The 26727-nt window shown below is 64.4% G+C and carries 25 protein-coding genes and 1 tRNA gene; 12 read left to right on the top strand and 14 right to left on the bottom strand.

The window, feature by feature from the left end; genetic code table 11:
* From STE01S_RS03195 to hisI, 5 genes are all read right to left on the bottom strand, one after another.
* Complete coding sequence (locus tag STE01S_RS03195) at positions 1 to 1494, bottom strand: phospholipase D-like domain-containing protein (RefSeq protein WP_062764800.1); 1494 nt, start codon at positions 1492 to 1494, stop codon at positions 1 to 3.
* A gap of 46 nt (positions 1495 to 1540) precedes the next feature.
* Positions 1541 to 3343: an acyl-CoA dehydrogenase C-terminal domain-containing protein gene (locus STE01S_RS03190; RefSeq protein WP_058811691.1), complete on the bottom strand. Its 1803-nt coding sequence runs from the start codon at positions 3341 to 3343 to the stop codon at positions 1541 to 1543.
* A gap of 68 nt (positions 3344 to 3411) precedes the next feature.
* Positions 3412 to 3843, bottom strand: coding sequence for a MerR family transcriptional regulator (locus STE01S_RS03185; RefSeq protein ID WP_003051357.1), 432 nt, complete (start codon positions 3841 to 3843; stop codon positions 3412 to 3414).
* A 63-nt stretch (positions 3844 to 3906) separates the two neighbouring features.
* Positions 3907 to 4455 (bottom strand): hypothetical protein, encoded by a 549-nt coding sequence (locus STE01S_RS03180; RefSeq protein ID WP_062764797.1) that lies wholly within the window; start codon positions 4453 to 4455, stop codon positions 3907 to 3909.
* The gene (gene hisI, locus STE01S_RS03175) at positions 4448 to 4822 is read right to left on the bottom strand and encodes a phosphoribosyl-AMP cyclohydrolase (RefSeq protein WP_062764795.1); all 375 of its coding nucleotides are present in this window, start codon (positions 4820 to 4822) and stop codon (positions 4448 to 4450) included. The genes STE01S_RS03180 and hisI overlap by 8 nt, the downstream gene beginning before the upstream one ends.
* 144 nt (positions 4823 to 4966) lie before the next feature.
* On the opposite strand from hisI, the gene purF reads away from it, so the two are divergent.
* Genes purF through STE01S_RS03160 form a run of 3 tightly spaced genes read left to right on the top strand, consistent with a single transcriptional unit; the run spans position 4967 to position 7614 of the window.
* Positions 4967 to 6424 carry an amidophosphoribosyltransferase gene (gene purF / locus STE01S_RS03170; RefSeq protein WP_062764792.1) on the top strand — a complete coding sequence of 486 codons (1458 nt, stop codon included), beginning with the start codon at positions 4967 to 4969 and terminating at the stop codon, positions 6422 to 6424.
* Between the two features lie 10 nt (positions 6425 to 6434).
* Positions 6435 to 7163 carry an SDR family NAD(P)-dependent oxidoreductase gene (locus STE01S_RS03165; RefSeq protein ID WP_062765134.1) on the top strand — a complete coding sequence of 243 codons (729 nt, stop codon included), beginning with the start codon at positions 6435 to 6437 and terminating at the stop codon, positions 7161 to 7163.
* A 58-nt stretch (positions 7164 to 7221) separates the two neighbouring features.
* Positions 7222 to 7614: a hypothetical protein gene (locus STE01S_RS03160; protein WP_062764789.1), complete on the top strand. Its 393-nt coding sequence runs from the start codon at positions 7222 to 7224 to the stop codon at positions 7612 to 7614.
* A 31-nt stretch (positions 7615 to 7645) separates the two neighbouring features.
* On the opposite strand, the gene STE01S_RS03155 is transcribed toward STE01S_RS03160, so the two are convergent.
* The 6 genes from STE01S_RS03155 to STE01S_RS03130 are packed head-to-tail and all read right to left on the bottom strand — an operon-like array spanning position 7646 to position 15443.
* Positions 7646 to 8821 (bottom strand): serine hydrolase domain-containing protein, encoded by a 1176-nt coding sequence (locus STE01S_RS03155; protein ID WP_062764786.1) that lies wholly within the window; start codon positions 8819 to 8821, stop codon positions 7646 to 7648.
* Positions 8822 to 8851: 30 nt separating this feature from the next.
* Positions 8852 to 10135, bottom strand: a complete 1284-nt coding sequence (locus STE01S_RS03150) for an SAM-dependent methyltransferase (RefSeq protein ID WP_062764783.1) — start codon at positions 10133 to 10135, stop codon at positions 8852 to 8854.
* Between the two features lie 35 nt (positions 10136 to 10170).
* A complete protein-coding gene (locus STE01S_RS03145; protein ID WP_062764780.1) occupies positions 10171 to 11559 on the bottom strand; it encodes a cryptochrome/photolyase family protein in 1389 nt (462 codons plus the stop codon).
* Positions 11559 to 12506: a metal-dependent hydrolase gene (locus tag STE01S_RS03140; protein WP_062764777.1), complete on the bottom strand. Its 948-nt coding sequence runs from the start codon at positions 12504 to 12506 to the stop codon at positions 11559 to 11561. The genes STE01S_RS03145 and STE01S_RS03140 overlap by 1 nt, the downstream gene beginning before the upstream one ends.
* A gap of 40 nt (positions 12507 to 12546) precedes the next feature.
* Complete coding sequence (locus tag STE01S_RS03135) at positions 12547 to 13584, bottom strand: 2-oxoacid:ferredoxin oxidoreductase subunit beta (RefSeq protein ID WP_003051331.1); 1038 nt, start codon at positions 13582 to 13584, stop codon at positions 12547 to 12549.
* Positions 13581 to 15443 (bottom strand): 2-oxoacid:acceptor oxidoreductase subunit alpha, encoded by a 1863-nt coding sequence (locus STE01S_RS03130; RefSeq protein WP_003051329.1) that lies wholly within the window; start codon positions 15441 to 15443, stop codon positions 13581 to 13583. The genes STE01S_RS03135 and STE01S_RS03130 overlap by 4 nt, the downstream gene beginning before the upstream one ends.
* Before the next feature lie 197 nt (positions 15444 to 15640).
* Here STE01S_RS03130 and STE01S_RS03125 point away from each other — a divergent pair, with 197 nt between their 5' ends.
* Positions 15641 to 16582 carry an alpha/beta hydrolase gene (locus STE01S_RS03125; protein ID WP_062764774.1) on the top strand — a complete coding sequence of 314 codons (942 nt, stop codon included), beginning with the start codon at positions 15641 to 15643 and terminating at the stop codon, positions 16580 to 16582.
* Positions 16579 to 17055: an RNA pyrophosphohydrolase gene (locus STE01S_RS03120; protein WP_062764771.1), complete on the top strand. Its 477-nt coding sequence runs from the start codon at positions 16579 to 16581 to the stop codon at positions 17053 to 17055. The genes STE01S_RS03125 and STE01S_RS03120 overlap by 4 nt, the downstream gene beginning before the upstream one ends.
* Here STE01S_RS03120 and STE01S_RS03115 read toward each other — a convergent pair.
* Positions 17016 to 17705, bottom strand: coding sequence for a uracil-DNA glycosylase (locus STE01S_RS03115; protein ID WP_062764768.1), 690 nt, complete (start codon positions 17703 to 17705; stop codon positions 17016 to 17018). The two genes, STE01S_RS03120 and STE01S_RS03115, sit on opposite strands and share 40 nt — an antisense overlap.
* A 23-nt stretch (positions 17706 to 17728) precedes the next feature.
* Here STE01S_RS03115 and folK point away from each other — a divergent pair, with 23 nt between their 5' ends.
* Both folK and STE01S_RS03105 read left to right on the top strand, forming a co-directional pair.
* Positions 17729 to 18250 (top strand): 2-amino-4-hydroxy-6-hydroxymethyldihydropteridine diphosphokinase, encoded by a 522-nt coding sequence (folK, locus tag STE01S_RS03110; protein WP_062765131.1) that lies wholly within the window; start codon positions 17729 to 17731, stop codon positions 18248 to 18250.
* A 44-nt stretch (positions 18251 to 18294) separates the two neighbouring features.
* Positions 18295 to 18370 (top strand) — tRNA-Lys (locus STE01S_RS03105).
* 25 nt (positions 18371 to 18395) lie between these two features.
* Here the strand turns inward: STE01S_RS03105 and STE01S_RS03100 are convergent.
* Entirely contained in the window at positions 18396 to 19622 is a 1227-nt protein-coding gene (locus STE01S_RS03100) for an alpha/beta fold hydrolase (RefSeq protein ID WP_062764765.1), read from the bottom strand.
* Positions 19623 to 19854: 232 nt separating this feature from the next.
* A complete protein-coding gene (locus STE01S_RS03095) occupies positions 19855 to 20835 on the bottom strand; it encodes an NAD(P)H-dependent flavin oxidoreductase (protein WP_058811703.1) in 981 nt (326 codons plus the stop codon).
* A gap of 121 nt (positions 20836 to 20956) precedes the next feature.
* On the opposite strand from STE01S_RS03095, the gene STE01S_RS03090 reads away from it, so the two are divergent.
* The 5 genes from STE01S_RS03090 to STE01S_RS03070 all read left to right on the top strand — a co-directional run bounded on the left by STE01S_RS03090 (position 20957) and on the right by STE01S_RS03070 (position 26656).
* Positions 20957 to 22141 carry an acyl-CoA dehydrogenase family protein gene (locus STE01S_RS03090; RefSeq protein ID WP_062764762.1) on the top strand — a complete coding sequence of 395 codons (1185 nt, stop codon included), beginning with the start codon at positions 20957 to 20959 and terminating at the stop codon, positions 22139 to 22141.
* A gap of 118 nt (positions 22142 to 22259) precedes the next feature.
* The gene (locus tag STE01S_RS03085) at positions 22260 to 23354 is read left to right on the top strand and encodes an acyl-CoA dehydrogenase family protein (RefSeq protein WP_062764759.1); all 1095 of its coding nucleotides are present in this window, start codon (positions 22260 to 22262) and stop codon (positions 23352 to 23354) included.
* Complete coding sequence (locus STE01S_RS03080; RefSeq protein ID WP_003051302.1) at positions 23351 to 24556, top strand: acyl-CoA dehydrogenase family protein; 1206 nt, start codon at positions 23351 to 23353, stop codon at positions 24554 to 24556. The genes STE01S_RS03085 and STE01S_RS03080 overlap by 4 nt, the downstream gene beginning before the upstream one ends.
* Positions 24557 to 24567: 11 nt before the next feature.
* A complete protein-coding gene (locus STE01S_RS03075; protein WP_062764757.1) occupies positions 24568 to 25350 on the top strand; it encodes an SDR family NAD(P)-dependent oxidoreductase in 783 nt (260 codons plus the stop codon).
* Positions 25351 to 25405: 55 nt separating this feature from the next.
* Complete coding sequence (locus STE01S_RS03070) at positions 25406 to 26656, top strand: acetyl-CoA C-acetyltransferase (RefSeq protein WP_058811707.1); 1251 nt, start codon at positions 25406 to 25408, stop codon at positions 26654 to 26656.
* Positions 26657 to 26727 lie beyond the last annotated feature (71 nt).

The following is a 26727-nucleotide window of genomic DNA, read 5'->3' as shown; positions in this document are numbered from 1 at the left end:
TCATCTCCGCCGGAACGGGCGGTGACGCTTCATCCAGGCTTTGCCGCGGTGCCAGCTCCGGCGCAGCCCGCGCTCGGCGATCCCTTCGAACATCGCGTCGGGATTTTCGGGATCGAGCAGTTCATGCTCGGCGATGTAATCGTCAAACGGCCCGGGCTCGACGAGATCGAGTAACTCGAGCGAGCGGCCCGGTCCGCGCAGCGCCTCGATCGCATCGATGAGCGACCCCGTTGTTTCATAAAGGCGGCCGACATCGGCCGGATCGACGTCCAGATGCTCGCCGATCAGCGATTCGCGCAGTGCCCTGATCGTCGGCTCCACGCCGCGGTTCGCGGGCAAAGCAGCATCGATCGTCACATCGCATTCGCTGTCGAGCCCCAGCGAGCGATTGTTCATGTTCGACGATCCGATACGCAGCAGGCGATCGTCTACGACCGCAGTCTTTGCATGAACATAGATCGGGTCGCCGCCCGCCGTGTGCGGGACATAGACGCGCAGGCGGTCGCCGTGCCGCGCCTTGGCGATCGCGCGCACCAGCTTCACGCGCGCCGCGTCCATCGCCATCTGTTCGAGCCAACCGTCGGCGGTACGCGGCATCACCATGACGACTTCGGGCGGATCGTCCTCGTCCAGCCGCTCGGCAATCGCCGCTGCGATCTTGGCCGAGGTAAAATATTGATTTTCGAAATAGATGAAGCGCTTCGCCGCGGCGATCATGTCGAGATAGAGCTGCTCAATCTCGCGAATTTCGGGATAGCCGTCATATTCGGCGCGCGTGCGCGATATTGCGACATCGACGTTCGTAAAATCGGGTTCGAGATTTTCGGGCCAGTTTTCGCCGTCGCCCTTTACGTCGCGCAATTGCTTGTTCGTTGCGCGCTGCCACCGTTCGTTGCCCAGATCGGCAAGCGCTTCGCCGACCGGCCCGGCCAGGATCATCGTCGAATCGTGCCACGGCATATAGGGCTGGCCGTCGGGATTGGTGCGCCGCGGATCGCCGTCGCGGTGGCCCCGCGTATCCCAGCGCGACGAGGACACGTCGATACCGCCGCACACCGCCAGATGATCGTCGAACACCGCGACCTTCTGGTGGTGGCTGCATCCAGTGGGGTGCGCGCTGTCGAGCCGGAAGCTGATCGAGCGCGTCACCTTCCAGCGCAGCACCATCGAGACGATGCGCGGCATGAGAAACTGTTTCAGACCGCCGAAATTCCAGCGAAGAATGTCGATATCGCGGTCGGGCTTCGCATGGGCCAGACGCAGCAGAAAATGCCCCAGCGATTCGCCCTTGCCCGCATCGTCGGGCGTCAGGGCAATCCGCGGGTCGAAATCCCAGCCGATCAGCAGGATGCGCTCTTTCGCGCGCTCCATCAGCCGGACGAGCAGCGCGTAATAGTCGGCCGCATCGACGATCATCCGCGCCTTGTTGGCGCGTTCGATCCGCCAGCAATTGCGGCCTTCCTCAACGATCGGGGTCAGCGCATCCTCGCTCATCGCCGCCTACACGCACGGGCGGCGGCGATGGTTGCGAGCCTGCACGTCAGGCGGCGAAGAATTGATCGGGCGTCAGCGCCATCATCGCTTCGCTGCCGGCCTCGATCTTGCGGCGCAACGCGCCCGCATCGGGGATGAAGCGTTCGCCGAAATGCCGCGCGGTAACGAGCTTGGCTTCGAGGAACGCCTTGTTCCCGCGCCCTTCGTCGAGCGCCTTCTGTGCCGCTTCGGCCATGCGCAGCCACATGAGGCCCAGCGCGACGATACCCATGATGTGCATATAATGATGCGCGCCCGCGCCGACATTATTGGGGTTGGTCATGCCATTTGCCATGAACCACATCGTCGCGGCCTTGAGTTCGCCATTGGCCTTTTCGAGTTGCCCCGCAAAATCGGCGAAAGCCGGCTTGTCCTTCGCCGCCGCACATTCGGCGTCGACGATCGCGAAAAAGGCCTGGATGGCACGGCCGCCATTCTGCGCGAGCTTGCGGCCGACGAGGTCCATCGCCTGCACGCCGTTGGCACCTTCGTAGATCATCGTGATACGGGCATCGCGGACATATTGGCTCATGCCCTGCTCTTCGATGTAGCCGTGGCCGCCGAACACCTGCTGCGCGTTGGTCGCGACGTCATAGCCCTTGTCGGTGCCATAGCCCTTGATCACCGGGGTCAGCAGGCTGACGAGATCGTCGGCCTGCTGCCGCTCCTCTTCGGACGCGGCGCCATGCGCCAGATCGACCTGCAGCGCGCCCCAGAGACACAGGCCGCGCAGCCCCTCAACCACCGCCTTGCCATCCATCAGCATGCGGCGCACGTCTGGATGGACGAACAGCGGGTCGGCCTTCTGGGCGGGATCCTGCGGCCCGGTCAGCGCCCGGCCCTGCCGGCGGTCCTGCGCATATTGCACGGCATTCTGATAGGCTATGTCGGCCTGACCCAACCCCTGTATGCCGACGCCGAGCCGCGCGGCGTTCATCATCACGAACATCGCGGCAAGGCCCTTGTTCTCCTCGCCGACCATCCAGCCTTTTGCGCCGTCATAGTTCATCACGCAGGTCGCATTGGCGTGGATGCCCATCTTGTGCTCGATCGACCCGCACGACAGCGTGTTGCGCTCACCGAGCGAGCCGTCGTCGTTCACCAGATATTTTGGGACGATGAACAGCGAGATTCCCTTGACGCTGTCGGGTGCGTCAGGGGTCTTTGCCAGCACAAGGTGGATAATATTGTCGGTGAGGTCATGCTCACCCGACGAGATGAAAATCTTCGTCCCCGTGATCGAATAGCTGCCGTCGCCGTTCGGCACCGCGCGGGTGCGGATCAGGCCAAGATCGGTGCCGCACTGCGGTTCGGTCAGGTTCATCGTGCCGCCCCATTCGCCCGACACCATCTTGGGGACATAGAGCCTCTTCTGCTCGTCCGACCCCTTGACCAGCAACGCCGAGACCGCCGCCTGCGTCAGCCCCGGATACATGGCAAAGGCCTGGTTCGCCGCCATCCGATATTCCTCGACCGGAAAGCCGAGGACATGGGGCAATCCCTGGCCGCCGAATTCTTCGGGCTGGTTGAGCAGCGTCCAGCCCGCCTCGCAATAGGCCTTATACGCTTCCTTGAACCCCTCGGGCGTGGTGACCGAACCGTCTTCATGACGCGTGCAGCCTTCGAGGTCGCCCGATCGGTTGATCGGGAACAGCACCTCTTCGCAGAATTTGCCGGCCTCGGTCAGCACCGCTTCGACCATATCGGGCGACGCATTGGCGAAGCCCGGCAGGTCGGCATAGCGATCGATGCCGAGGACATCATTGAGCTGGAACAGCGTATCTTGGATCGGGGCGCGATAGACAGGCATGCGAAATCTTTCCGATAAATCAGGTGTTGGCAATCAAACTTGCCCGGGGAGGTTCTGGTTGCCGAAGCTCAGCCGACTTTTTCGCCAGCGTCGACCTTTTTCACCATATCGATGAAACGTGTCAGTTCCTCGACGGCGCTGTCGATGTCATCGCGCTGACGCTGGAGCAGCGCGATGCGCTCCTCGCATTTTTCGACCGTGACCTGGCGCTGGAGCTTGCGGCCGTCGCCGACGTCGTAAAGGTCGATCATCTCGCGAATGTCGGCCAGGCTAAATCCGGTGCGCTTGGCACGCAGAATCCAGGCCAGCCGGGCGCGGTCGCGTTTCGAATAAATACGCGACAGCCCCTTGCGCGAGGGGCTGATCAGCCCTTCGTCCTCGTAGAACCGAAGCGCACGCGCGGTGACGCCGAATTCGGTCGACAGATCGGTGATGCTGTATTGCTCGCGCCCCAGATGATCGGGCGTGTCGATATGGGCGTGGCCGTATTCTTCGGTCATCCCGAAAGACTAGTTTCCGTTGACGTGAACGTCAAGGCCGTCGGAGATAAGGAAAAGCGCCGCTTACGGCGATCCGCAAGGCCGGACCATATTGCCGCGTCCATCGCGCAACTGCAAGCCCTTTGCATCGTCCGCCGACCAGCTCGCCCGCGGCAGGCGCAGGCCCGAGAGCGACGCGCGCGACGGGCACAGGCTGTCGCATTGCGACGGCAGGCGTCCGGGCAGGCGCAGTTCGTCATCCTCTTCGTGGACAAGTGCCTCGCATCCCTCGACCCCGGCGAAGCGCATCCGCCAGTCATCCCCGTCGCGGACGATGGTGCCGCGCGCATTGCACGACAGGCCGGGACCGAACGACGCGCTCACCGCAAAGCGCCACTGCCCGGCGCCGTCAGGGACAACGCACATCGCATCGCGCCCAAGCTCGTGCGTGCGTTCGAACAGGCCGGTCGGATCGCTTGCATCGGCGCGTACCACTCCGCGTTTGCGCGCCGCGATTTCCAACGGATTGCGCGTATCGATCGCGGCATCGGCGCCGTCGCGCTTCGCCCGGTCGCAGCCGCCGACGAGCAGCAGAACCGCGACGAGGAGGTACGCAACGCGTGGGCTAGGCATCGGTATCGAGGAAGGTCAGGCTGCCGTCGCACTCGATCCGGCGATAAAAGCAGGATCGGCGACCTGTGTGACAGGCCGGACCGGCGGGCTTCACGCGCAAGAGCAGCGCATCCTGATCGCAGTCGACGCGCATTTCGACGACCGTCAGTCCGTTGCCCGAGGTTTCGCCTTTGCGCCACAGCGCGGCCCGCGACCGCGACCAGAAATGCGCCTGCCCCGTCTCCTGCGTCAGCGCGATCGCGTCGGCATTCATATGCGCGACCATCAGCAGCGCGCCGCTGTCGGCTTCGGTCACGATGGCGGTCACCAGCCCGGCGGCGTCGAAACGCGGCAGGAAACGGTCGGTGGTGTCGCGCGAAGCATCCATGGTCCGCGCCTTAGAGCAGGTCGAGAGCGGCTGTCACCCCCCGCGCGGGTGGGGTTGACATCAAAAGGTCAAATATGGGGGGCGACATTTGGGTTCGGCACTCCTATATGCGCGGCAGTCCCAGCCCCCTGCCCCTGGATTGACATGCTGACGACCCATCCTTTTGACGACGACAAGCTCCGCGAGGAGTGCGGCGTCTTTGGTATTCACGGCGCCGAAAGTGCCGCTGCGGTTGCGGCGCTGGGGCTTCACGCCCTGCAGCACCGCGGTCAGGAAGCCGCGGGCATCACCGCCTTCGATGGCAAGGATTTCCATACCCACCGCGCGATGGGGCATGTTGCGGGCAATTTCGACCGCGACGACATCATCCGCCAGCTCGCGGGCGCGTCGGCGATCGGCCATGTCCGCTACTCAACCACCGGCGAGACGGCGCTGCGCAATGTCCAGCCGCTGTTCGCCGACCTGGCCACCGGCGGCTTTGCAGTCGCGCATAACGGCAATATTTCCAACGCGATGGCGCTGCGCAAGATATTGGTGCGCCGCGGATCGATCTTTCAGTCGACGAGCGATACCGAGGTCATCATCCACCTCGTCGCCACGTCCAACTATCGCACCCTGCTCGATCGCTTCATCGACGCGCTGAAACAGGTCGAGGGCGCCTATTCGCTGATCTGCCTGACCGCGGAAGGCATGATCGGCTGCCGCGATCCGCTCGGCATTCGTCCGCTGGTCATCGGCAAGCTGGGCGATGCGTACATCCTCGCGTCCGAAACCGTGGCGCTCGACGTCGTCGGCGCCGAATTCGTCCGCTCGGTCGATCCCGGCGAACTTGTGATCATCCGCGACGGCCAGCTTTCGTCGCACCGCCCCTTCGCCGATCGCGCGGCACGGCCGTGCATCTTCGAATATGTCTATTTCTCGCGCCCCGATTCGATCGTCGACGGCACCAGCGTCTATTCGGTGCGCAAGGCGATCGGCGCCGAACTGGCGCGCGAAAATCCGGTCGATGCCGATCTCGTCATCCCGGTCCCCGATTCGGGAACCCCCGCGGCGATCGGCTATGCGCAGGAATCGGGCATTCCCTTCGAGCTCGGCATCATCCGTTCGCACTATGTCGGCCGTACCTTCATTCAGCCGGGCGACAAGGTTCGCCATCTCGGCGTCAAGCTGAAGCACAATGCCAATCGCGCGCTGATCGCCGGCAAGCGGATCGTGCTGATCGACGATTCGATCGTGCGCGGCACGACCAGCCTTAAGATCGTTCAGATGATGCGCGACGCGGGGGCCGCCGAAGTGCATATGCGCATCGCCAGCCCGCCGACGTCGCATAGCTGCTTCTACGGCGTCGATACGCCCGAACGCGCCAAGCTGCTCGCGGCGCAGATGACGGTCGGCCAGATGGCCAATTTCATTAATGCCGACAGCCTGTCCTTCCTGACCATCGACGGCCTGTACCGCGCGCTGGGCGAGGCGCGGCGCACCGATGATTGTCCGCAATATTGCGACGCCTGCTTCACGGGCGATTATCCGACCACGCTGACCGATTTCGACGAGAACAGCCTGGAAGATCAGTTTTCGCTGCTTGCCGAACGGGTTGTCTGACGAAATGACGATGAATTCTGAAGAACTGGCGGGACAGACGGCGCTCGTCACCGGCGCGAGCCGCGGCATCGGCGCTGCGATCGCCGAATCGCTCGCACGACGCGGCGCGCATGTCGTGATCACCGCCCGCACCGCGGGCGGGCTCGAGGAACTGGAAGACCGCATCCACGATGCGGGCGGCAGCGCGACCATTGCGCCGCTCGACCTGACCGACGGCGACAGCATCGCCCGGCTGGCGAGCGCGATCGCCGAACGGTGGCAGCAACTCGACATGCTCGTGCTCAATGCCGCGATGCTCGGCACGCTGACCCCGGTTGGCGCGATCGACAGCAAGGAATTCAACAAGCTGCTGACGCTCAATCTTGTCGCGCAGCAGGCGCTGATCGCCAATTTCGATCCGCTGCTGCGCCGCGCGCCCGCAGGGCGCCTCGTCGCGCTATCGACCGGCGTTGCACGAACGCCGCGCGCCTATTGGGGCGCCTACGCCGCGTCGAAGGCGGCGTTTGAGGTGCTGGTGTCGAGCTATGGCGCCGAAATGCGCAATATCTCGAACGTCCGCACCGCAATTCTCGACCCCGGCGGCACGCGCACCCAGATGCGCGCACGCGCCTATCCCGGCGAAGACCCGCAGAGCATCAAGGATCCGGCAGTCGTCGGCGAATTCGTCGCCCGGATGATGGTCGATGGCTTCGACAGCACCGCCTATCACGCGCTGCCGAAGGTGATGGCAGAGGCTTAACGCGATATTTGCTTTCCCGGGCTATCACGCGCTCTCAAGCGTTTCGACAAGCAAGGGCATGAAAATGGGCGGCAATATTCTACGTTCCGCGGTCGCGGCGGTTATCGGCATTGCGGTTGCCTTCGGCCTGTTGTGGATCGCCCAATATGCGGGCGGCGAATTCGCTCCCGAAGTCTATGACCTCGACACCGGCGAAATCCTGATCCCGCTCGGCGCGACAATTGCGTTGCTCGTCGGCTGGTTCGTCGGCACCTTCGCCGGAAGCTGGCTCGCGATGCGCATTTCGGACGGCACCGGCGCCGGCTGGGTTGTTGCCGGAGCGATTCTGGGCGCAGCCATCTATCGTTCGATCACCTTGGCTGATGCCTGGTGGGTGATGGCGCTGGGCGTCCTGATCCCGGTTGTAGCCGCCTGGCTCGCTCAGCGCGCTACCGCTACGCCGGTCGTCTGAACGGCACTGTGGCGCTAGACGCATCAAAAAATCAGCGGCTGCTTTCCCGGTCGACCGCAGCCTGCACCGCCTTGTAAAAGGCCTCGCGCGCCGCGCCCACGCCTTCGGGGTCGGTTGCGGTCGGCCAGTTGCCGTTCGATGCGATGACGAGCCGTCGTTTGGGGTCGATGAAGATGCCCTGCCCGAAGATGCCCTGCGCGGCGAAGCTGCCGTCGTCGTTGGTCCACCATTGATACCCGTAGCCGCGCCCCGGCTGATCGATCGCGGCCTGCTTGGTCGTCGCGGCGGCGAGCCAGTCATCGGGCAGAACTTTCTCCCCGCCAGCCACGCCGCCGCCGAGAATGAACAGACCGAAACGGGCATAATCGCGCAGGCTGGCCGATACGCAGCAACCGCTGATCTCGTGCCCCGTCGGGCCGAGCATCCAGACGGCGTCCTGATCCATGCCGAACGGCTTCCATATCTTTTCGGACAGATAGGATGAGAGTGTCTTGCCCGTCGCACTCGACACGAGGACGCCGATCAAATTGGTCTCGCCGGTCTTGTAGACCCATTTCGACCCCGCGGGCGCCTCGCGCGGCAAGGTCTTCATATAGCTGACGGTAATATCCTCGCCCGCGATGGGCTTTTGCAGATTGAACTGCGCCACGTCCGATTTGGGATCGGTATAATCCTCATTCCAGCGCACGCCCGAGGTCATCGTGAGAAGCTGGCGCACGCTGACGTCGTCATAGGCCGAACCGCGCAGTCCGGGGATATACTGCGTCACCTTGTCGTCGAGGCTCTTGATATAGCCGTCCTTCACCGCCGCGCCGACGAGCGTCGAGGTAAAGCTCTTCGCGACCGAAAAGCTCGTCCAGCGTCCCGCAGGACCATAGCCGAGCGCATATTTTTCGAGCCGGATTTTGCCGTCCTGAACGATGATCAGCCCTGCGTTGCGCTGGCGCGCCATATGCGCGTCGATGTCGACCCCGACATCAAGCGGCTGTCCTTCGGGCAGCGGATAGACGGGACCCCCCGCCGCAATGGTGTGCACGACGACCTTGGGCACCGATTCCATCGTACGGAAAGCGGCGTCGCGTTGATCCTGGCTCCAAAACAGCACATTCTGATCCTTTGGCATGGCGTCGGTGGTCTGTGTCGCGGCGGGGCCGGCAAGGCCGGCCAGCGCCACGGGCAATAGCAAGGCGGCCAATCGTCGTCGCATTCCCCTCTCCCTCTACTCGATTACAGTCGACTATGCGTCGATCTTTTCCAGCGTGACCTGCGCGACGTCGATCCCACCGCCGCGAAAGCCGCCTTCGCAATATTGCAGATAATAGCGCCACAGACGGATGAAGCGTTCGTCAAAGCCCGCCGGGAGTTGCCCCGCCGACACCGCCTCGTCGAAGCGTTCACGCCACTGGCGCAGCGTTTCGGCATAGTCGCCGCCGAAGTGGCGCACATTGCCCCACGTCAGCCCGCGCGCTTCGGCCAAGGCCCGGAAGCGACTTTCGGAAATCAGGCAACCGCCGGGGAAAATATAGGCCTGAATGAAGTCGCTGCTCGCCGCATAGCGTTCGAACAGCGCGTCGTTGATCGCGATATACTGGATCGCCGCCTTGCCGCCGGGGCGGAGCAGCCGCGCGATCGCGTCGAGATAGGCGGGCCAATAGGCCTGCCCCACCGCCTCGACCATTTCGACGCTCGCAATCGCGTCATAGGGGCCCTTGGCGTCCCGATAATCGCAGATTTCGACACGCGAACGCCCCGAAAGATCGACCGCCTGCAATCGCGCCTCGGCCACCTCCGCCTGCGACGGCGACAGGGTGATACCGGTATAGAGAACATCGTGGCGCTCGACCGCGCGTTCGGCGAGTGCGCCCCAGCCGCAGCCGATTTCGAGCAGCCGCGTCCCCGACCGCAGGTCGAGCCTGTCGAGGATCGCATCGACCTTGACCTCCTGCGCCTCTTCCAGCGTCATGCTAAGGTCGGTGAACAAGGCACTCGAATAATTAAGTCCGCTGTCGAGCCACAGCCGGTAGAAATCATTGCCCAGATCGTAATGCGCCAGAATATTGCGCTTCGAACCGCTGCGGCTGTTGCGGTTGACGATATGGGCGGCGCGATTGATCCAGTGCAGCGGCCCGCGCGAGCGCGCGACATTGCCCAGCGTTTCGCCGTTGCGCATGAACAGATCGAACAGCGGGACCGGATCGGGCGAACTCCATTCGCCCAGGTCCCAGGCCCGGTACCAACCGACCGATCCCGACATCGCGAGGCGCACCAGCGCCGACCAGCTTTTCAGATGAACGATCGCGGTCGGGCCCTTGCCACGTCCGCCCAGGATGCGCACGCTGCCATCGGGCAGATGTCCCTCCAGCGTCCCCTTGCCCAGCCCGGCATCGATGCGGTCGAGCAGGCGATGGAACAGCCCCGCCGGGGCGCGGCCGACGAGGCGCGCGATAAAACCACCCGACCGAAAAGCCCTGTCGGCGCGAAGAAGCGCTTTGCCGCGACGGGGGCTGACATGGGTGTTCATTAGCATTCCCTGCCGCAAAACCTGCGCCATGACAATCAGTTGTCGTCGGCCTTCATGACGTCATAAGCCGCCAACGCCCGCGCGCGGGCTTCGCGATGCCCAATGATTTTCGGGGGATAGCTTCGCGGACGGCGGCCGAATTCGTCGGGATCGTGGATTGCGGGCTCGCCGATGTCGGCCAGTTCCGGCACCCATTGGCGGATATAGGCGGCGGCATCGAATTTCTCCGACTGACTGAGCGGCGCCATGATGCGCGGAAACATGTTCGAGTCGACACCCGACCCCGCGACCCACTGCCAATTCACCGCATTGGACGCGTAATCGGCATCGACCAGCGTATCCCAAAACCATTGTTCGCCGCGCCGCCAGTCGATGAGCAGATGCTTGATGAGGAAGCTCGCGGCGATCATCCGGACGCGATTGTGCATCCAGCCGGTTGCCCAGAGCTGCCGCATGCCGGCATCGACGATCGGATAGCCCGTACGTCCCTGTTGCCAGGCGGCGAAATCGGCGTCGGCCTCCTTGCCACTCCGCCAGGGCAGCGCGGTATCGAAGGCTTCGCGGGCACTGCGGCCGCCGTAATCGGGATATTGCAAGATCACCGTCTGCGCATAGTCGCGCCACCCAATCTCGGCGAGGAACACATCGACCGATCCCCCCGCGTCCGCGACGGCATGCCAGATCGCGGCGGGCGAAATCTCGCCGAAGTGAAGATGCGGCGACAGGCGCGAACTGCCTTCGATCGCGGGCAGGTTCCGTTGCTCGTCATAACGCGCAGCGATCTCGGCAAAAGCGCCGAGTCGCACCTGCGCGCCCGTTTCGCCCGGCGTCCATTCGCCTTCGAACCCCGTCGCCCAATTGGGCCGGGACGGCAGCAGTTTCCAATCGTCGAGTCGGTCCGACGCCGGCCAGCGGTCGGGCGCATCGAGGCCTTCGGGCGCATCCACGGGCACAGGCGGCGGCATATGATCGCGCAGCGCGCGCCAGAAGGGGGTGTAGATTTTATAGAGACCGCCGCTGCCGGTCTTCACCGATCCCGGCGGCGCGAGGTAATTGCCGTCGTGACACATGAGATCGAGGCGCTTCGCGACCGCGCGCTCGGCATTGCGCCACCACGGCTCGTAATGACGGAGGCAATGCACGGCGCCGGCCCCGCTTTCCCCGGCAATCTTCGCCAGTTCGTCCTCGCACTTGCCGCGCCGCAGGATCAACCGCGAACCGCGCGCGCGCAGGCTTTCGTCGACCCGCGCGAGGCTGTGATGCAGCCACCAGCGCGACGCGCCGCCCATCGCCCGATGCCGCGGCGTTTCGTCGTCGAGAATATAGACGGGAATGACCGGACCCGACGCCGCGGCAGCGACAAGCGCCGCCTGATCGGCGAGCCGCAGATCGCTGCGAAACCACAGGATCGTCGGCGGCGCCATCACGGATAGCTGGCGGTATCGGGTGCGGTCACGCGCACCGTGAACTGGTCGCGCGCCAGCGGCTGCATATAGCGCTGATCATGCAGGACGATCGCATCGCCGTCGCGCGTCGCGACCGGCATCCGTGCCCAGAACAGGAAGGCGCGCGCGGGCGGATCGGACTTCAACCACGCGCGGAGGCGCATGTCGTCCATGCCCGTCGGAACCCCCGGCTCCACCGTGCTCCCCTGCCCCAGCGCATAGGCGCCGCTGCCATAGCGCCCGCCCCCGCGCCAAAAGATATCGCGCCGCCAGAAGGCGATCGGCGGCGGGCTCGCGACGACCAGTGCGCCGCCTTGTCCGCTCCGGCGCAGCAGGTCGGCCGCCTGCGCCTCGGCCTGCCCCGTCATGACACCGTTGGCTAAGATATAGGCGCAAACGGCGGTGAAACCGATCCAAGCCGGACGTCGCCAGTCAGGCGCCCCGCGCCGTTCGCGTCGCATCGACAGCCAGACCGACAGGCCGAGCGCCAGCCATATCCACAGGTCGATGATGAACAGCGTATCGCCATAGAACCAGCGGTGGCTGAACGGTTCGAGCAGCCGCACGCCATAGTTGTTGAGCCAGTCGAGCGCCGGGTGGCTGAGGCACCCGATATAGGCGAGCGCGAGCAACCAGCCGCGATGCAAGGGCGGCCTTGTAGCGGGCCGCGTTCCCCGCCGCGTCTGCCAGCGGTCGAAGGCGATCATCGCCGCCCACAGCAGGACCGGCAGCAAAAGCAGCGCGATCGGCCCATGGGTGATCCCGCGGCGCATCGCGAGCGATTCGACGCCATAAAAGGCGCAGCTTGCATCGATGTCGGGCAGGTTCGCGGCGAGGATCAGCGTCGGCATCGCCAGCGCGGTCTTTTTCTTGAGCCCCATTTGCCCAAGAACCGCGCCGACGAGGCTGTGGGTCAGATTGTCCATGCGCCCCTATAAAGCCGACGCGCGCATCGACCGCAAGCGATCAGAGATCGGGCCCGCCTTCGCTGACCGTCCAGGTCTGCCCTTTCTTGAGCAGGCTCTGCAGATCGGCCTTCTTGCCCTCAGCCGCCGCCTTGTTCTGGCGCCATACGTCGGCTTCGAAAGTCGGACGCGGATCGTCGTAGAGGACACCGAGCGCCATCGGGAATTCGCCGAAGCGCATTTCCACGAGCATGTGCGCGACGCTGCGGTTGGTGACGTCGTGGACGATCACGCCCGCCGCCTGCCAGTCGCCATCGACGACATCGACGACCTTGAGCGTCAGCGCCTCCTGATCGAGCGCGATGCCCTTCGCGCCCTTGGCAAACAGCATCGGTTCCCCGTTCTGGAGCCAGAGCTGGCGGTCTTCAGCGCCCTTCGGCGCGGCGAAATCCTGGAACACGTCCTTGTTATAGACGATGCAGTTCTGGAAGATTTCGATAAAGGCCGCGCCCTTGTGCGCATGGGCCGCTTTCAGAACATTCGGCAGTTCCTTCGACACATCGAAGCCGCGCGCAACGAAGCGGGCGCCCGCGCCGAGTGCGAAGGCGCAGGGCTGCGCCGGGCGGTCGACCGAGCCGAACGGGGTCGACGGGCTGTTGGTGCCGACGCGGCTGGTGGGCGAATATTGCCCCTTGGTCAGCCCGTAAATCTCGTTGTTGAACAGCATGATCTGGCAATCGAGGTTCCGCCGGATGAGGTGCATCGTGTGATTGCCGCCGATCGACAGACCATCGCCGTCGCCGGTGACGATCCACACGTCGAGTTCGGGATTGGCAAGCTTCAGCCCCGTCGCGAACGCCGGCGCACGGCCATGGATCGTATGGAAGCCGTAGCTTTCGACATAATAGGGGAAGCGCGACGAGCAGCCGATCCCGCTGATGAACACGGTGCTTTCGGGCACTGCGCCAATTTCGGGCAGGGTGCGCTGCACCGCCTTCAGGATCGCATAGTCGCCGCAGCCGGGGCACCAGCGCACTTCCTGATCGGTTTCCCAATCCTTGAGCGTCGTCGTGCGGGCGATGGTCGTCATCTCGTTCACTGGAGCGCCTCCTCGATGGCAGCTTCGATTTCGGCAATCCGGAAGGGCTGGCCCGACACCTTGTTGAGCGGCTTGGCATCGACCAGATACTGGTCGCGCAGCACCGTCTTGAGCTGGCCCGTGTTCATTTCGGGCACGATCACCTTGTCATAGCTTTTGAGCAATTCGCCCAGATTGGCGGGGAGCGGCCAGATATGGCGCAGGTGAATCTGGCTGACGTCCTTCCCTTCGGCGCGCTTGCGGCGCACCGCCTGATGGATCGGGCCATAGGTCGATCCCCAGCCGACGATCGCAAGCTTGCCGCCCTCGGCGCCGAGTTCGACGATCTGGTCGGGAACCTTGACCCCGTCGATCTTCGCCTTGCGAATGTCGGTCATCGCCTGGTGATTTTCGGGCGCATAATTGATGTGACCGGTGTCGATCTCTTTCTCGATCCCGCCGATCCGGTGCAACAGGTCGGGCGTACCCGGCTTCACCCACGGGCGCGCGAGCTTTTCGTCGCGGCCATAGGGTTTGAAGCCGCCTTCGGGTACCTGGGTCAGAAATTCGACCGGGAAGGCTTCATAGGCGGTCAGGTCGGGGACTTTCCACGGCTCGGCCGCGTTGGCGATATAGCCGTCGGTCAGCAACATCACCGGCGTCATATATTGGACCGCGATCCGGCACGCCTCGATCGCGCATTCGAACGCGTCACCCGGCGAGCGCGCGGCGATCACCGGCATCGGCGCATCGCCGTTGCGGCCATAGACAGCCTGATAGAGATCCGACTGTTCGGTCTTGGTCGGCAGGCCCGTCGACGGGCCGCCACGCTGCGAATTGACGATGACGAGCGGCAGTTCGGTCATGATCGCGAGGCCCATTGCCTCGCCCTTCAGCGCGATACCCGGTCCCGACGAGCTGGTGACGCCCAGCGACCCTGCGTAGCTCGCACCGATCGCCGAACAGATGGCGGCGATTTCATCCTCGGCCTGAAAGGTCGTGACGTCATATTCCTTGAGCCGCGACAGATGGTGGAGGATTGCCGATGCGGGCGTGATCGGATAGCCGCCGAAGAACATCGGCAGATGCGCAAGCTGCGCCCCGGCGACAAGGCCGAGCGCGATGCCCTCGGCGCCGGTCAGCGTACGATAGAGGCCGGGTTCGGCGGGCGCCGGCGCGACATGATGCTGCTTGAGCGGTCCCGCGAGTTCGGCGGTTTCGCCATAGGCATGGCCCGCATTGAGCGCCGCGATATTCGCTTCGGCAAGATTGGGATCCTTGGCGAATTTCGCCTTCAGCCACTCGATCAGCGGCTGGCGGTCGCGGTCGAACATCCACAGCGCAAGGCCGAGCGTCCACATATTCTTGCAGCGCAGCGCTTCCTTGTTGCCGAGCCCGAACGGTTTGACCGCATCCATTGTCGCCTGACTGATGTTGAGCTTCAGAAGCTGCCATTTCGCAAGGCTGCCATCCTCGAGCGGGTTGGCGTCATATTTCGCCTTGGCGAGATTGCGGTCGTTGAATTCACCCTCATCGGCGATGATCAGGCCGCCGAGCTTGAGCACGCCGACATTGGTCTTGAGCGCCGCGGGGTTCATCGCGACGAGCACGTCCGGGGCGTCGCCCGCAGTCGTGATCTCGCTCGACCCGAAATTGATCTGGAACGCCGAAACACCGAACAACGTCCCCTGCGGGGCGCGGATTTCGGCCGGAAAATCAGGGAAAGTCGCCAGGTCATTGCCCGCGAGCGCGGTCGAAAGCGTGAACTGACCACCGGTAAGCTGCATCCCGTCGCCGCTGTCGCCCGCGAAACGAACCACCACTGCGTCGGAAAGGGGGGACTGCCGATCTTCGGCCCGGTCCTCGACCACTGTCGCCATTTTCTGTTCTGCCTTTAGAGTCCTGCGAATTGCCGGAATGGGCCTAGGCCCGTCTTTCGTCGCCCGCAATTCAGAAAAATTTGTGCGCTGCAAAGCGGATCGGCGCGCGCCTGCCGCAATCAGTTTCCAATTGCCATTGAATTATGCCGCCCGATGGCGAATAGCAGCGGCAACAACATAGCAAAGGGATATGACGGATGACCGACGGCACGACTCCTTATGTTCGCCCCGATGTGGCGGCGTTTCTTGCCTTCCTCAACGCCCAGGACGGCCCCAAGATGGAAGAGATGCCGCCCGAGGCGGGGCGCGAGATGATGCGCGTGATGGGCCAGATGGCCGACGTGCCGCGCGGCACGATCGCGAAGGTCGAGGATCGCACCATTCCCGGACCCGCCGGCGAGATTCCGATCCGCATCTATGACAACCGTCCCGATCGCGAGCCCGGCCCGGTCATGGTCTTCTACCATGGCGGCGGCTGGGTGATCGGCGATCTCGACACGCACGATCCCTATTGCGCCGAAGCGGCGCGTCAGCTCGACATGCCGGTGATCGCCGTCGACTATCGCCTCGCACCCGAACACCCCTTCCCTGCGGCGCCCGAGGATTGCGAAGCGGCGACGCGCTGGGTCGCCGACAATATTCCTTGCACCGGGCTGGTCCTGTCGGGCGACAGCGCGGGCGGCAATCTGACCATCGCGACCGCGCTCGCGCTGCGCGATACGCCAGCCGCGAAGCCGGTGGTCGCGATCCATCCGATCTATCCGGCGGTCACGACGCATCAGGACTGGCAAAGCTATCGCGATTTCAAGGATGGCTATCTGCTCACCGAAGGCGGCATGACCTGGTTCGGCGATCATTATGCCGCCGATCCCGCCGATCGCCGCGCATCGCCGATCGATTTCGACGCCGCCGGCCTGCCGCCGACCCTGCTTGTGACCGCGGGGCTCGATCCGCTGCGCGATCAGGGCCGCGCCTATGCCGGCAAGTTGATCGCCGCCGGGGTGCCGACGACCTACCGCGAGGCCGCGGGCACCATCCACGGCTATATCTGTCTGGCGCAGGGCATCCCGAGTGCCAAGGACGACATCCGCGGCAACCTGACCGTCCTCAAGGCGATCGTCGCCGAAGCGACCACATGATCGACGCCAGCGCCCTTCCCTATCGCCCCTGCGCCGGGGTGATGCTCGCCAATCGCCATGGCCGCGTTTTCGTCGGCCAGCGACTCGATTCGGCCGAGGACGCGTGGCAGATGCCGCAAGGCGGCATCGATCCCGGCGAGGATGCCGAAGATGCCGCAATCCGCGAGCTCGGCGAGGAAACCGGCGTCCATGCCGGGCTGGTCGATATCATCGCGCGCAGCAAGACCGAGCATTTCTACGACCTGCCCGACCATCTGATGGGCAAGATGTGGGGCGGGAAATATCGCGGTCAGCGCCAGTCGTGGTTCCTGATGCGCTTCATGGGCGAGGATAGCGATGTCGATATCGCGACCCGGCATCAGGAATTTCGCGCCTGGCGCTGGGCCGAACTCGACGAGCTCGAACGGCTGATCGTCCCGTTCAAGCGCCAGCTTTACCGCGCCGTCGTCGACGAATTCCGCCCACTGGTCTGATCGCGCAATGCGACGGCGGTGCGAAAGACGTCGGCGAACATCGCCGGCGTCAGTCGCCCGGTGTTCGTGTTGTAGCGCGAGCAGTGATAGCTATCGACCAGATGGCGCCCGTCGGGCAGGCGATGCACCGCGCCATGCGCAAACCGATAGGCGGCGAGCCGCCCGCCCACAGCCTGAACCGCCGCGTCATGCGCAATTCGGCCGAGTGCGATCAGCACCCTGACCTGTGGCAGCGCCGCGAGCTGTCCCTCGAAATAGGGTCGGCAGGCGGCGATTTCGGCGGGCGTCGGCTTGTTCTGCGGCGGCAGGCATTTGACGCTGTTGACGATGATCGTTCCGTCCAGGCGCAGCCCGTCGTCGATCCGCCCGTCATAGACGCCGCGGCTGAGCCCGAAGGCGGCGAGCGTTTCGAACAACAGGTCGCCCGCATAATCGCCAGTAAACGGCCGCCCGGTGCGGTTGGCACCGTGCTTTCCCGGCGCGAGCCCGGCGATGGCGAGCCACGCATCGGGATCGCCGAAAGCATAGACGGGGGCATTCCACCAATCGGGATGCTCGGCGCGACAGGCGGCACGCAACCCGACAAGGCGCGGGCAACGTCGGCAATCGCGCGGCGGCTCGGTACCGAGCAAGGGGCTGTCAATCTTCACCCCGCTGCGATAGGCGCATGGGCATGACCAGCGCAACGCCCCTGCCCCTCTATGCCATCGGCCTTGGTTCGAACCGCCGCCACGTCCGCTTCGGCGATCCGCGGCGCGTGTTGCACGCCGCGCTGGCTGCGCTCGAAAGCGACGATATCGAACCCGTCGATGCGAGCCCGATCGTCGCCAGCGCGCCGCTCGGTCCATCGCGTCGCCGCTACGCCAACGCGGTCGCGCTCGTCGCCTCGCCGCTCAGCCCGCCCGAAATGCTGGGCCGACTGAAAGCCATCGAAGCTGCTTTCGGACGGCGGCGGGGCCGGCGCTGGGGCGCACGCACGCTCGACCTCGACATATTGCTGTGGTCGGAGGGCGCATGGAGCGATGCGGCGCTCACCGTGCCGCATGCGGCAATGACCGTGCGCGATTTCGTGCTCGGCCCGCTCCGCATGATCGCACCCGCCTGGCGCCATCCACTCAGCGGCCAAAGCGTCCGCCAACTCGCCGCGCGTCTTTCGCGGGCAAAGCCGGTTGACCACGGCGCTTCGGCGCACTAGGGCGACGGCTCGCTTTCGCACACCGCCCCCGCGCGGTCCGCGATGGGCCCTTAGCTCAGTCGGTAGAGCAACTGACTTTTAATCAGTAGGTCGCTGGTTCGAACCCAGCAGGGCTCACCATAACCGCCGGAATTGGCGCCTTACCTCAGGCGAAGTGCAGCTTGCGATATTTGCCGCGGAAGTAGAGCAAGGGATCGCGGCGCGGTTCGAAGATTGCTTTCAGGACGCGGCCGACAAGAATGAAATGATCGCCGCCCGGATGCACTGCCTCGCGCGCGCATTCGAAACTGCTGAGCGATCCCGACAGCACCGGCGTGCCGAACTCGCCGATCTCCCACCCGGTTGCCGCGAAGCGGTCCTCGCCCTTGCCCGCAAAGCGATTCGACGTCGGCTGCTGGCCGATCTGGAGCACATTGACCGCGAAATGCTCCGCTTCGCGCAGCACCCCCGCGCTGCCGGCGTTGTTGGCGATGCAAACGAGGAGGAGCGGCGGGTCGAGCGATACCGAAGTGAAGCTGTTGGCGGTGAGGCCGATCGGCTGGCCCGCCGCATCGATCGCTGTGACGACGGTAACGCCGGTCGCGAAACAGCCGAGTGCGTCGCGAAAGGTCCGCGCATCGGACCCAGCGCGATATTCGGGCCAGCCGCGCGGCGCGCGGCGCTCGAGAAAGTCGATCAGATGCGCGCCAAGCGCATCGATCCGGTCTTCGGTGACGACCAGCGCGGCGTCCTCCACCTCGACCAGTTCGCCATCGGGGAGCTGGCCGACGAACCCCGCCGCCGAGGCGCGCGAGACGAGTTCGCTCATCGCGCCGCGGACATAGAGCGTCGGCAAGGCTATATTGGGGGCGATCCCGGAAAGCCGCTCGGTCACGGTAGCGGCGTCGAAGGCTTCGAACAGCCGGGCGTCCCATGCCGCCTGACCAGGCGCGCGGTTGGCCGCTTCGCGCAGGCGGTCACCGATGCGCCGCGCCATCGTTACATCGTCACTGACCGGCAGGTCGACGAGCACCAGCCCCGAGGCGAGCACCGCCGCGTCGCGTTCGAGCGCGGCAGCGGCGATCCATCCGCCCAGGGTCGAGGCGACAACGACCGGCCGCGTGCCGAGCTGCGCCAGCACCGCGCGCAGATCGCCGACCAACGCATCGAAATCATAGCGCCCATCCTCGGGCCACTCGCTACCGCCATGACCCCGAAGGTCTAGGCTGATAACGCGGCGGCCGGCCTGTTCGAGCGCGTCGGCGACATTCGACCAGATCGCGCGCGTCTGACCGGCACCGTGAAGCAGCAGCACCGCCGGGTCATTATCCGATCCGATGACGTCGGCTTCGAGGCGGATTCCCGCGAAGCCCTGATAATGAACGATGCTCATGCCGTGAAAATCTCTTTCGTCCGGTGCCGCGGCGGCGACCGATCGGGCATGATTATTTTCGCTTGTTGATGCAAGTCAAAGTGGGGGAACCGCACCATTGCCAAAAGCGGATGGCAGGTTCCGGTGATCGAACCTGCGTTCATGGCAACCCTGCACCAGTTGCCACCCAGATCACCTCCCCCAACTGCCCTGCCGGCGTCCCACCGGCGGGGCATTTCTTTGGGAAGGCCGTTCAGGCGCGAAACCCGGTCAGTCGCTGATCGAGGACAGCCTCCGCCTCGGCTATGATGCGGTCGATCAATTCCTGGCAGCTCGGAATATCATGGATAAGGCCCTGGACCATCCCGGCCCAGAACACACCCTTCGTCAGATCTCCCGTTTCGAGGAGTTCGCGGCCGGCCTTGCCGTTGACCAGTTCGGCGACGTCGGCAAAGGTCGCATCGGGCTGCGCAAGGCGGCGCACCACCTCCTCCGACACTGCGCTCTTGCCGACGCGCGCGGTGTTCTTGAGGCTGCGGAAGATCAGGAAGCTGCCGCGCTCGTCATTATCGACATAGGCCTGCTTCACATTGTCGTGGATCGGCGCTTCCTTGGTCGCGCAGAAGCGCGTCCCCATGTTGATGCCTTCGGCACCGAGCGATAGCGCTGCGACCAGCCCGCGTCCGTCGCCGAAGCCGCCCGAGGCCAGCATTGGAATCTTCACCTTGTCGGCTGCCGCCGGGATCAGGATCAGCCCCGGAATATCGTCTTCGCCGGGATGGCCCGCACATTCGAAGCCGTCGATCGAAATGATGTCGCAGCCCGCCTTTTCGGCCGACAGCGCATGACGCACGGCGGTGCATTTGTGGAGGATGGTAACGCCATGGGGCTTGAGCATTTCCCAAATCTCGCGCACCGCCTGGGTGCCCGCCGTTTCGACGATCTTGACGCCGCCGTCGATGATCGCCTGCGCATAGGCCTTGTAATCGGGCGCGTTGATGGTCGGAAAGACCGTCATGTTCACGCCGAAGGGCTTGTCGGTCATCGACCGGCAGCGTTCGATTTCGTCGCGCAGAGCGTCAGGGCTTGGCTGGGTCAGCGCGGTGATGATGCCGAGGCCGCCGGCGTTCGACACAGCGCTCGCCAGTTCGGCATAGCCGACGCTCTGCATGCCGCCCTGCACGATCGGATGCTCGATACCCAGCATTTCGGTGATGCGCGTCTTGAAAGCCATGGTCCATCCTTCCCTTCTGTCTCTGCCGTTACGGCACCGTTGCTTCTCCCTTGAATTAACTTGACGCTTACGTCAACGTCGGGTTGAGAGACGATATAGTTAGACAGCGAAGGGAATCGGAATGGCGGCGACGCACCAAGGCATATCGGATCGGGCGCTGGCGATCGCAGCCAAGGTCGAGGCCTTCGTCCGCGAGACGGTGGTCCCTTATGAGAAAGACCCGCGCCGCGACCATCATGGCGCACCGACCGACGAGCTGGTGATGGAAATGCGCGAGCATGCGCGGGCCGCGGGCGTGCTGACGCCGCACATCCTGTCCGATGGCAGCCACCTCAATCAGCGCGAGACGGCGGTCGTCCTCATCAAGTCAGGGCTGTCGCCGCTCGGTCCGCTCGCCTGCAACACGATGGCGCCCGACGAAGGCAATATGTATCTGCTCGGCAAGGAAGGCAGCCCCGAGCTCAAGGAACGGTTCCTCAAGCCGATGGTCGAGGGCCGCGTCCGATCGGCCTTTTTCATGACCGAACCCGCCGAAGAAGGCGGTGCGGGGTCCGATCCGTCGATGATGAAAACGACCTGCCGCCCCGACGGCAATCATTGGGTCGTGAACGGCCGCAAGACCTTCATCACCGGCGCGGAGGGCGCGCGCGTCGGCATCGTCATGGCGAAGGCCGAAGAAGGCGCATGCATGTTCCTCGTCGACCTGCCCGATCCGGCGATCCGCATCGACGAGATTCCGAACACGATCGACAGTTCGATGCCCGGCGGGCACGCGACGCTGACCATCGACAATCTGCGTATCCCTGCCGATCAGATGCTGGGACAGGCGGGCGAAGGCTTTCGCTACGCGCAGGTCCGCCTGTCCCCCGCCCGGCTGTCACACTGCATGCGTTGGCTCGGCTGCTGCATTCGCGCGCACGAAATCGCGACTGACTATGCCAACCGGCGTGAAGCCTTTGGCAAGCCGCTGATCGAGCATGAAGGCGTCGGCTTCATGCTCGCCGAGAATATGATCGATCTGAAGCAGGCCGAACTGATGATCGACTGGTGCGCCGGCGTTCTCGACACCGGGTCGCTCGGCACGGTCGAAAGCTCGATGGCAAAGGTTGCGGTCTCCGAAGCGCTGATGCGGATCGCCGACCGCTGCGTTCAGGTGATGGGCGGGACCGGCGTCACCGATCGCACGATCGTCGAACAGGTGTTCCGCGAGGTGCGCGCCTTCCGCATCTACGACGGTCCGACCGAGGTTCACAAATGGAGCCTTGCCAAGAAGATCCGCCGCGACTGGAAGGCCGGACGCACCTGATGCCCCTGTCAGTTGCGCTTTGCCGCCCGATCCTCCAGCCGTAGCGTCAAAACGACTTGACGTTTACGTTAACGTCCGGATGATGGGTGAAAACATAAAGGGTAGAGGACTCGGACCGATGTCGATTTTGCACGACGAAGGACAACAGGCGATCGCCACCGAATCGCGCCGCATATTGGAAGCGCGCGTGCACAAGGACGATCTGCTCCCGCTGCTCCAGACAAGCGGGCGCTATCACGAAGCCTTCTGGGCCACCGCGAAAGAACAAGGCTGGACCGCGCTGGCCTTGCCGGAAGCCCATGGCGGCCTTGCGCTCGGCCTAGTCGAACTCGGCCTGATCGCGCACCAGGCGGGCCGCACGCTCAGCGGCGCACCCTTTCTGACCTCGAATTTCGGTGCGGCAAAAGCGATCGAGCTATACGGCAGCGATGATCAGAAACAGCGCTGGCTACCTGGACTGGCAAGCGGTGACGTCATCGGGGCGGTCGCGATTGCATCGGGGCCTGACGCCCTGCCCGCCCATCCCAAAGTCACGCTGACCAATGATCGCCTCGATGGGGTGAAGGACGGCGTTTCGGGCGCATTACATGCCGACGTCGCCATTGTCTTCGCCAATGGCCCGGGTATGCCGGTCCTCGCGTTGGTCGATCTTGCCAAGGTCGAAAAGACGGCGATCGACAGCTTCGACAACAGCCGCTGCCTCGCCGACCTGCATTTTGCCGATACGCCCGCCGAGACGCTCGTCAGCGGAAGCGCCGCGCGCGCGGCGGCGCTGCACATTCTGGCATTGCAGGCCGTCATCACCGCGCACGAACAGACGGGCGGAGCCGAGGCGCTGATGGAAATCGCGCGCGACTATGCCGTCACGCGCAAGGCGTTCGGGCAACCGATCGGCGCCTTCCAGTCGATCAAGCACCGCATCGCCGAACTCTACGGCCTCGTCGAACTCGCGCGCGCCAATTGCATCCACGCGGCCTCGCGCGAGGGGCAGAGCGACTTCGTGACGGCGGCCGCCGCGGCGCGGCTTTCGGCGACCGAAGCCTATGACACCGCGGCGCGCGATTGCGTGCAGATCCACGGCGGCATCGGCGTGACCTGGGAAATCGGCCTGCACCTACATATGCGCCGCGCCCGCACGCTGGCGCTTGAACAGGGAAGCAGCCTGTTCTGGGAAGATATATTGGTCGACCGCCTGGCAGGAGAAGCAGCATGAGCGATCTCGAAGCCTATCGCGCGAAGGCCGCAGCCTGGTGCGAATCCGTCGCGCCCACGTTCGGCAAGGCGGCCCGCAAGGGCCTGAGCGTCGAAGAGGATCTCGCGCTCGGACGCCGCTATCAAAAGGCGAAATTCGATGCGGGCTTCGCGGGCATCAACTGGCCTACCGACCTCGGCGGACAGGGCCTTGGCCATATCGAGAAGATCACCTTCGAAGCCGAGGAGATGAAGCACGGCTTCCCGAACGTCTATTTCGGCATCTCGCTCGGCATGCCGGTGCCGGTGCTGATGCAGTTCGGCTCTGACCGCGATTTCGTGAAGGAGCGCGTGCTCAAGGCGCTGCAGGGCGAAGAAATCTGGTGCCAGCTCTTCTCCGAACCATCGGGCGGCACCGATCTTGCCGGCCTGCGCACGCGCGCCGAAACCGATGGCAACGGATGGAAGATTAACGGCCAGAAAGTCTGGACGAGCTGGGCGCAATATAGCGACTATGGCGTCATCGTCGTGCGCACCGACCCGACCGTCGCCAAGCACAAGGGCCTTACCTATTTCTGGGTCGACATGAAGGCGCCCGGCGTCACCGTGCGCCCGATCAAGCTCGCCGGCGGCGACAGCCACGTCAACGAAGTCTTCTTCGATGATGTGAAGATCAGCGACGACCACCGCATGTCTCCGGTCGGCGGCGGCTTCTCGGTCGCGCTCGCGACCCTGATGATCGAACGCTATGTCGCGACCGACAGCGCCGGATTCGGCCCGCACCTCGACCTGTTCGTCGATCTGGCGAAAGACCTGATGATCAATGGCCGACCGGCGATCGAGGATGGCCGCATCCGGCAGCAGATCGCCCGCAACTATGCGATGCGTTCGGGACTCGATTCGATCAATGTCCGCGCACGATTGATGATGCAGGCGGGTATGACGCCGGGGCCCGAAGGCTCGCTCAACAAGCTGGTTGCGGTTCGCTCGCGCCAGAAGCTGTCCGAACTCGCGATCGACCTGCAGGGCGTCGGCGGCTTCCACTTCGACGAGCATGCCTCGCCCAAGGACGATTGGGCATCGAGCTGGATCAACGCGCCGACCGGCCGCATCGCCGGCGGATCGGACGAAACGCTGCTCAACACGATCGCCGAGCGCATCCTCGGCCTGCCGCAAGACCATCGCCCCGACAAGGGCGTCCCCTTCAACCAGATTCCAGCCTGAGGAGCCTCCCCATGAAACTCGATTCCTCGACCGCGGCCGTTGTCACGGGCGGCGCGTCCGGTCTTGGCCGCGCAACCGCCGAAGCCCTTGCCGCCGCGGGTGCGAAGGTCGCGATCTTCGATATCAACGACGCGCTGGGCGAAGAGGTGGCGCATTCGATCGGCGGCCTGTTCGTCCATGTCGATATCACCGACGAACAGTCGGTTCTCGACGGCTTTGCCAAGGCGCGCGCCGCTCATGGTCAGGAACGCATCGCGGTCCACTGCGCGATGACGTCGCGCCGCGGCAAGACGCTCGCCTATGACAAGGAAACGGGCAAATTTCGCCGGACCCCGACCGCCGATTATGAATATGGCGTCGCGGGCATATTGACCGCCAGCTACCGGATCGGATCGATCGCGGCCGAAGGCATGGCGACATTGCCCGAACTGGAAGACGGCGAACGTGGCGCAATCATCTTCACCGCCTCGGTCGCGGCGCAGGACGCGCAGATCGGTCAGGTCATCTACGGGTCGGCCAAGGCCGGGGTAAACGGCCTCGTCCTGCCGATGGCGCGCGATCTGATGGACCTCGGCATCCGGGTCAATTCGATCATGCCCGGTGTGTTCGGCACCCCGCTGCTCGGCAATATGAACCCCAAGGTCAAGGAAAGTCTCGAAGCGTCGGTCCCCTTCCCCAAGCGGCTCGGCAAGGCCGAGGAATATGCCAGCCTGGCGATGGAAATGATCCGCAACACCTATTTCAACGGCCAGGCCGTCCGCCTCGACGGCGCGATCCGCATGGCGCCCCGGTAAACCTCGCTGTGGCCGCATAGCCCCTCGTCAAGACTTTCAAGGAAGGAACATCGTCATGGCCGAAGCCTATATCATCGACGCCGTCCGCACGCCGCGCGGGATTGGCAAGCCCGGCAAGGGCGCACTGTCGCATCTTCACCCACAGCATCTCGCCGCGACCGTCCTCGCGGCGATCCGCGACCGTAATCATCTCGACACGGCAACGGTCGACGATATCGTCTGGTCGACCTCGTCGCAGAACGGCAAGCAGGGCGGCGACCTTGGCCGCATGGCGGCGCTGTCGGCTGGGTACGACACCAAGGCCAGTGGAACGACGCTCGACCGCTTCTGTGGCGGCGGCATCAGCTCGGTCAATTTCGCCGCGGCGAGCGTGATGAGCGGCATGGAAGATTGCGTCATCGCCGGCGGTACCGAGATGATGAGCTACACCACTGCCTTTGCCGCCGAGCAGGCAAACGCAGGGCTGCCGCCGCGCCTGATGGGATCGGGCCATGAAGCGCTCGACGAAATCCACCCGCAGTCGCACCAGGGCATCTGCGGCGACGCGATCGCGACGATCGAAGGCATCAGCCGCGAAGCGCTCGATGCGCTCGCGCTCGTCAGCCAACAGCGCGCCGACAGGGCGATCAAGGAAGGCCGCTTCAACAAGTCGGTCGTGCCCGTCCTGAACCCGGACGGCAGCGTCGCGCTGGACCATGAAGAATTCCCGCGCCCCGAAACCACCGCGGAGGGTCTTGCGTCGCTCAAGCCCAGCTTTGCCGCGCTCGCCGATTTCGACATGGGCGGCGGCTTCACCTTCCGGAAGCAGATCAACCGCCGCTATCCCGACCTTGAAATCCAGCATTTCCATCATGCAGGCAATTCGTCGGGCGTTGTCGACGGCGCCGCCGCGATTTTGCTGACATCCAAGGATTATGCCGACAAGCATGGCCTGAAGCCCCGCGCGCGCGTCGTCGCCTATGCCAATATCGGCGACGATCCGACGCTGATGCTCAACGCCCCGGTTCCGGCGGCCAAGAAGGTGCTCGAAAAAGCGGGACTGACCAAGGACGACATCGACGTCTGGGAAATCAACGAAGCCTTTTCGGTGGTCGCCGAAAAGTTCATCCGCGACCTCGACCTCGATCGCGAAAAGGTGAACATCAATGGCGGCGCGATGGCGCTCGGTCATCCGATCGGCGCGACCGGTTCGATCCTGATCGGCACCGCGCTCGACGAACTCGAACGCTCGGGTGGCCGCTATGGCCTCGTCACCATGTGCGCCGCGGGCGGCATGGCACCGGCCATCATCATCGAACGCATATAAGACAATCATCGTCATTGCGACCCCGGCGAAAGCCGGGGGAAGCAATCCAGGGCGGCTTACGCCCCCCTGGA

This window comes from Sphingopyxis terrae subsp. terrae NBRC 15098, from assembly GCF_001598815.1.
GTDB lineage: Bacteria > Pseudomonadota > Alphaproteobacteria > Sphingomonadales > Sphingomonadaceae > Sphingopyxis > Sphingopyxis terrae.
The sequence above is the reverse complement of the archived record's forward strand: the minus strand, read 5'-3'. Positions and strand labels throughout refer to the sequence as shown.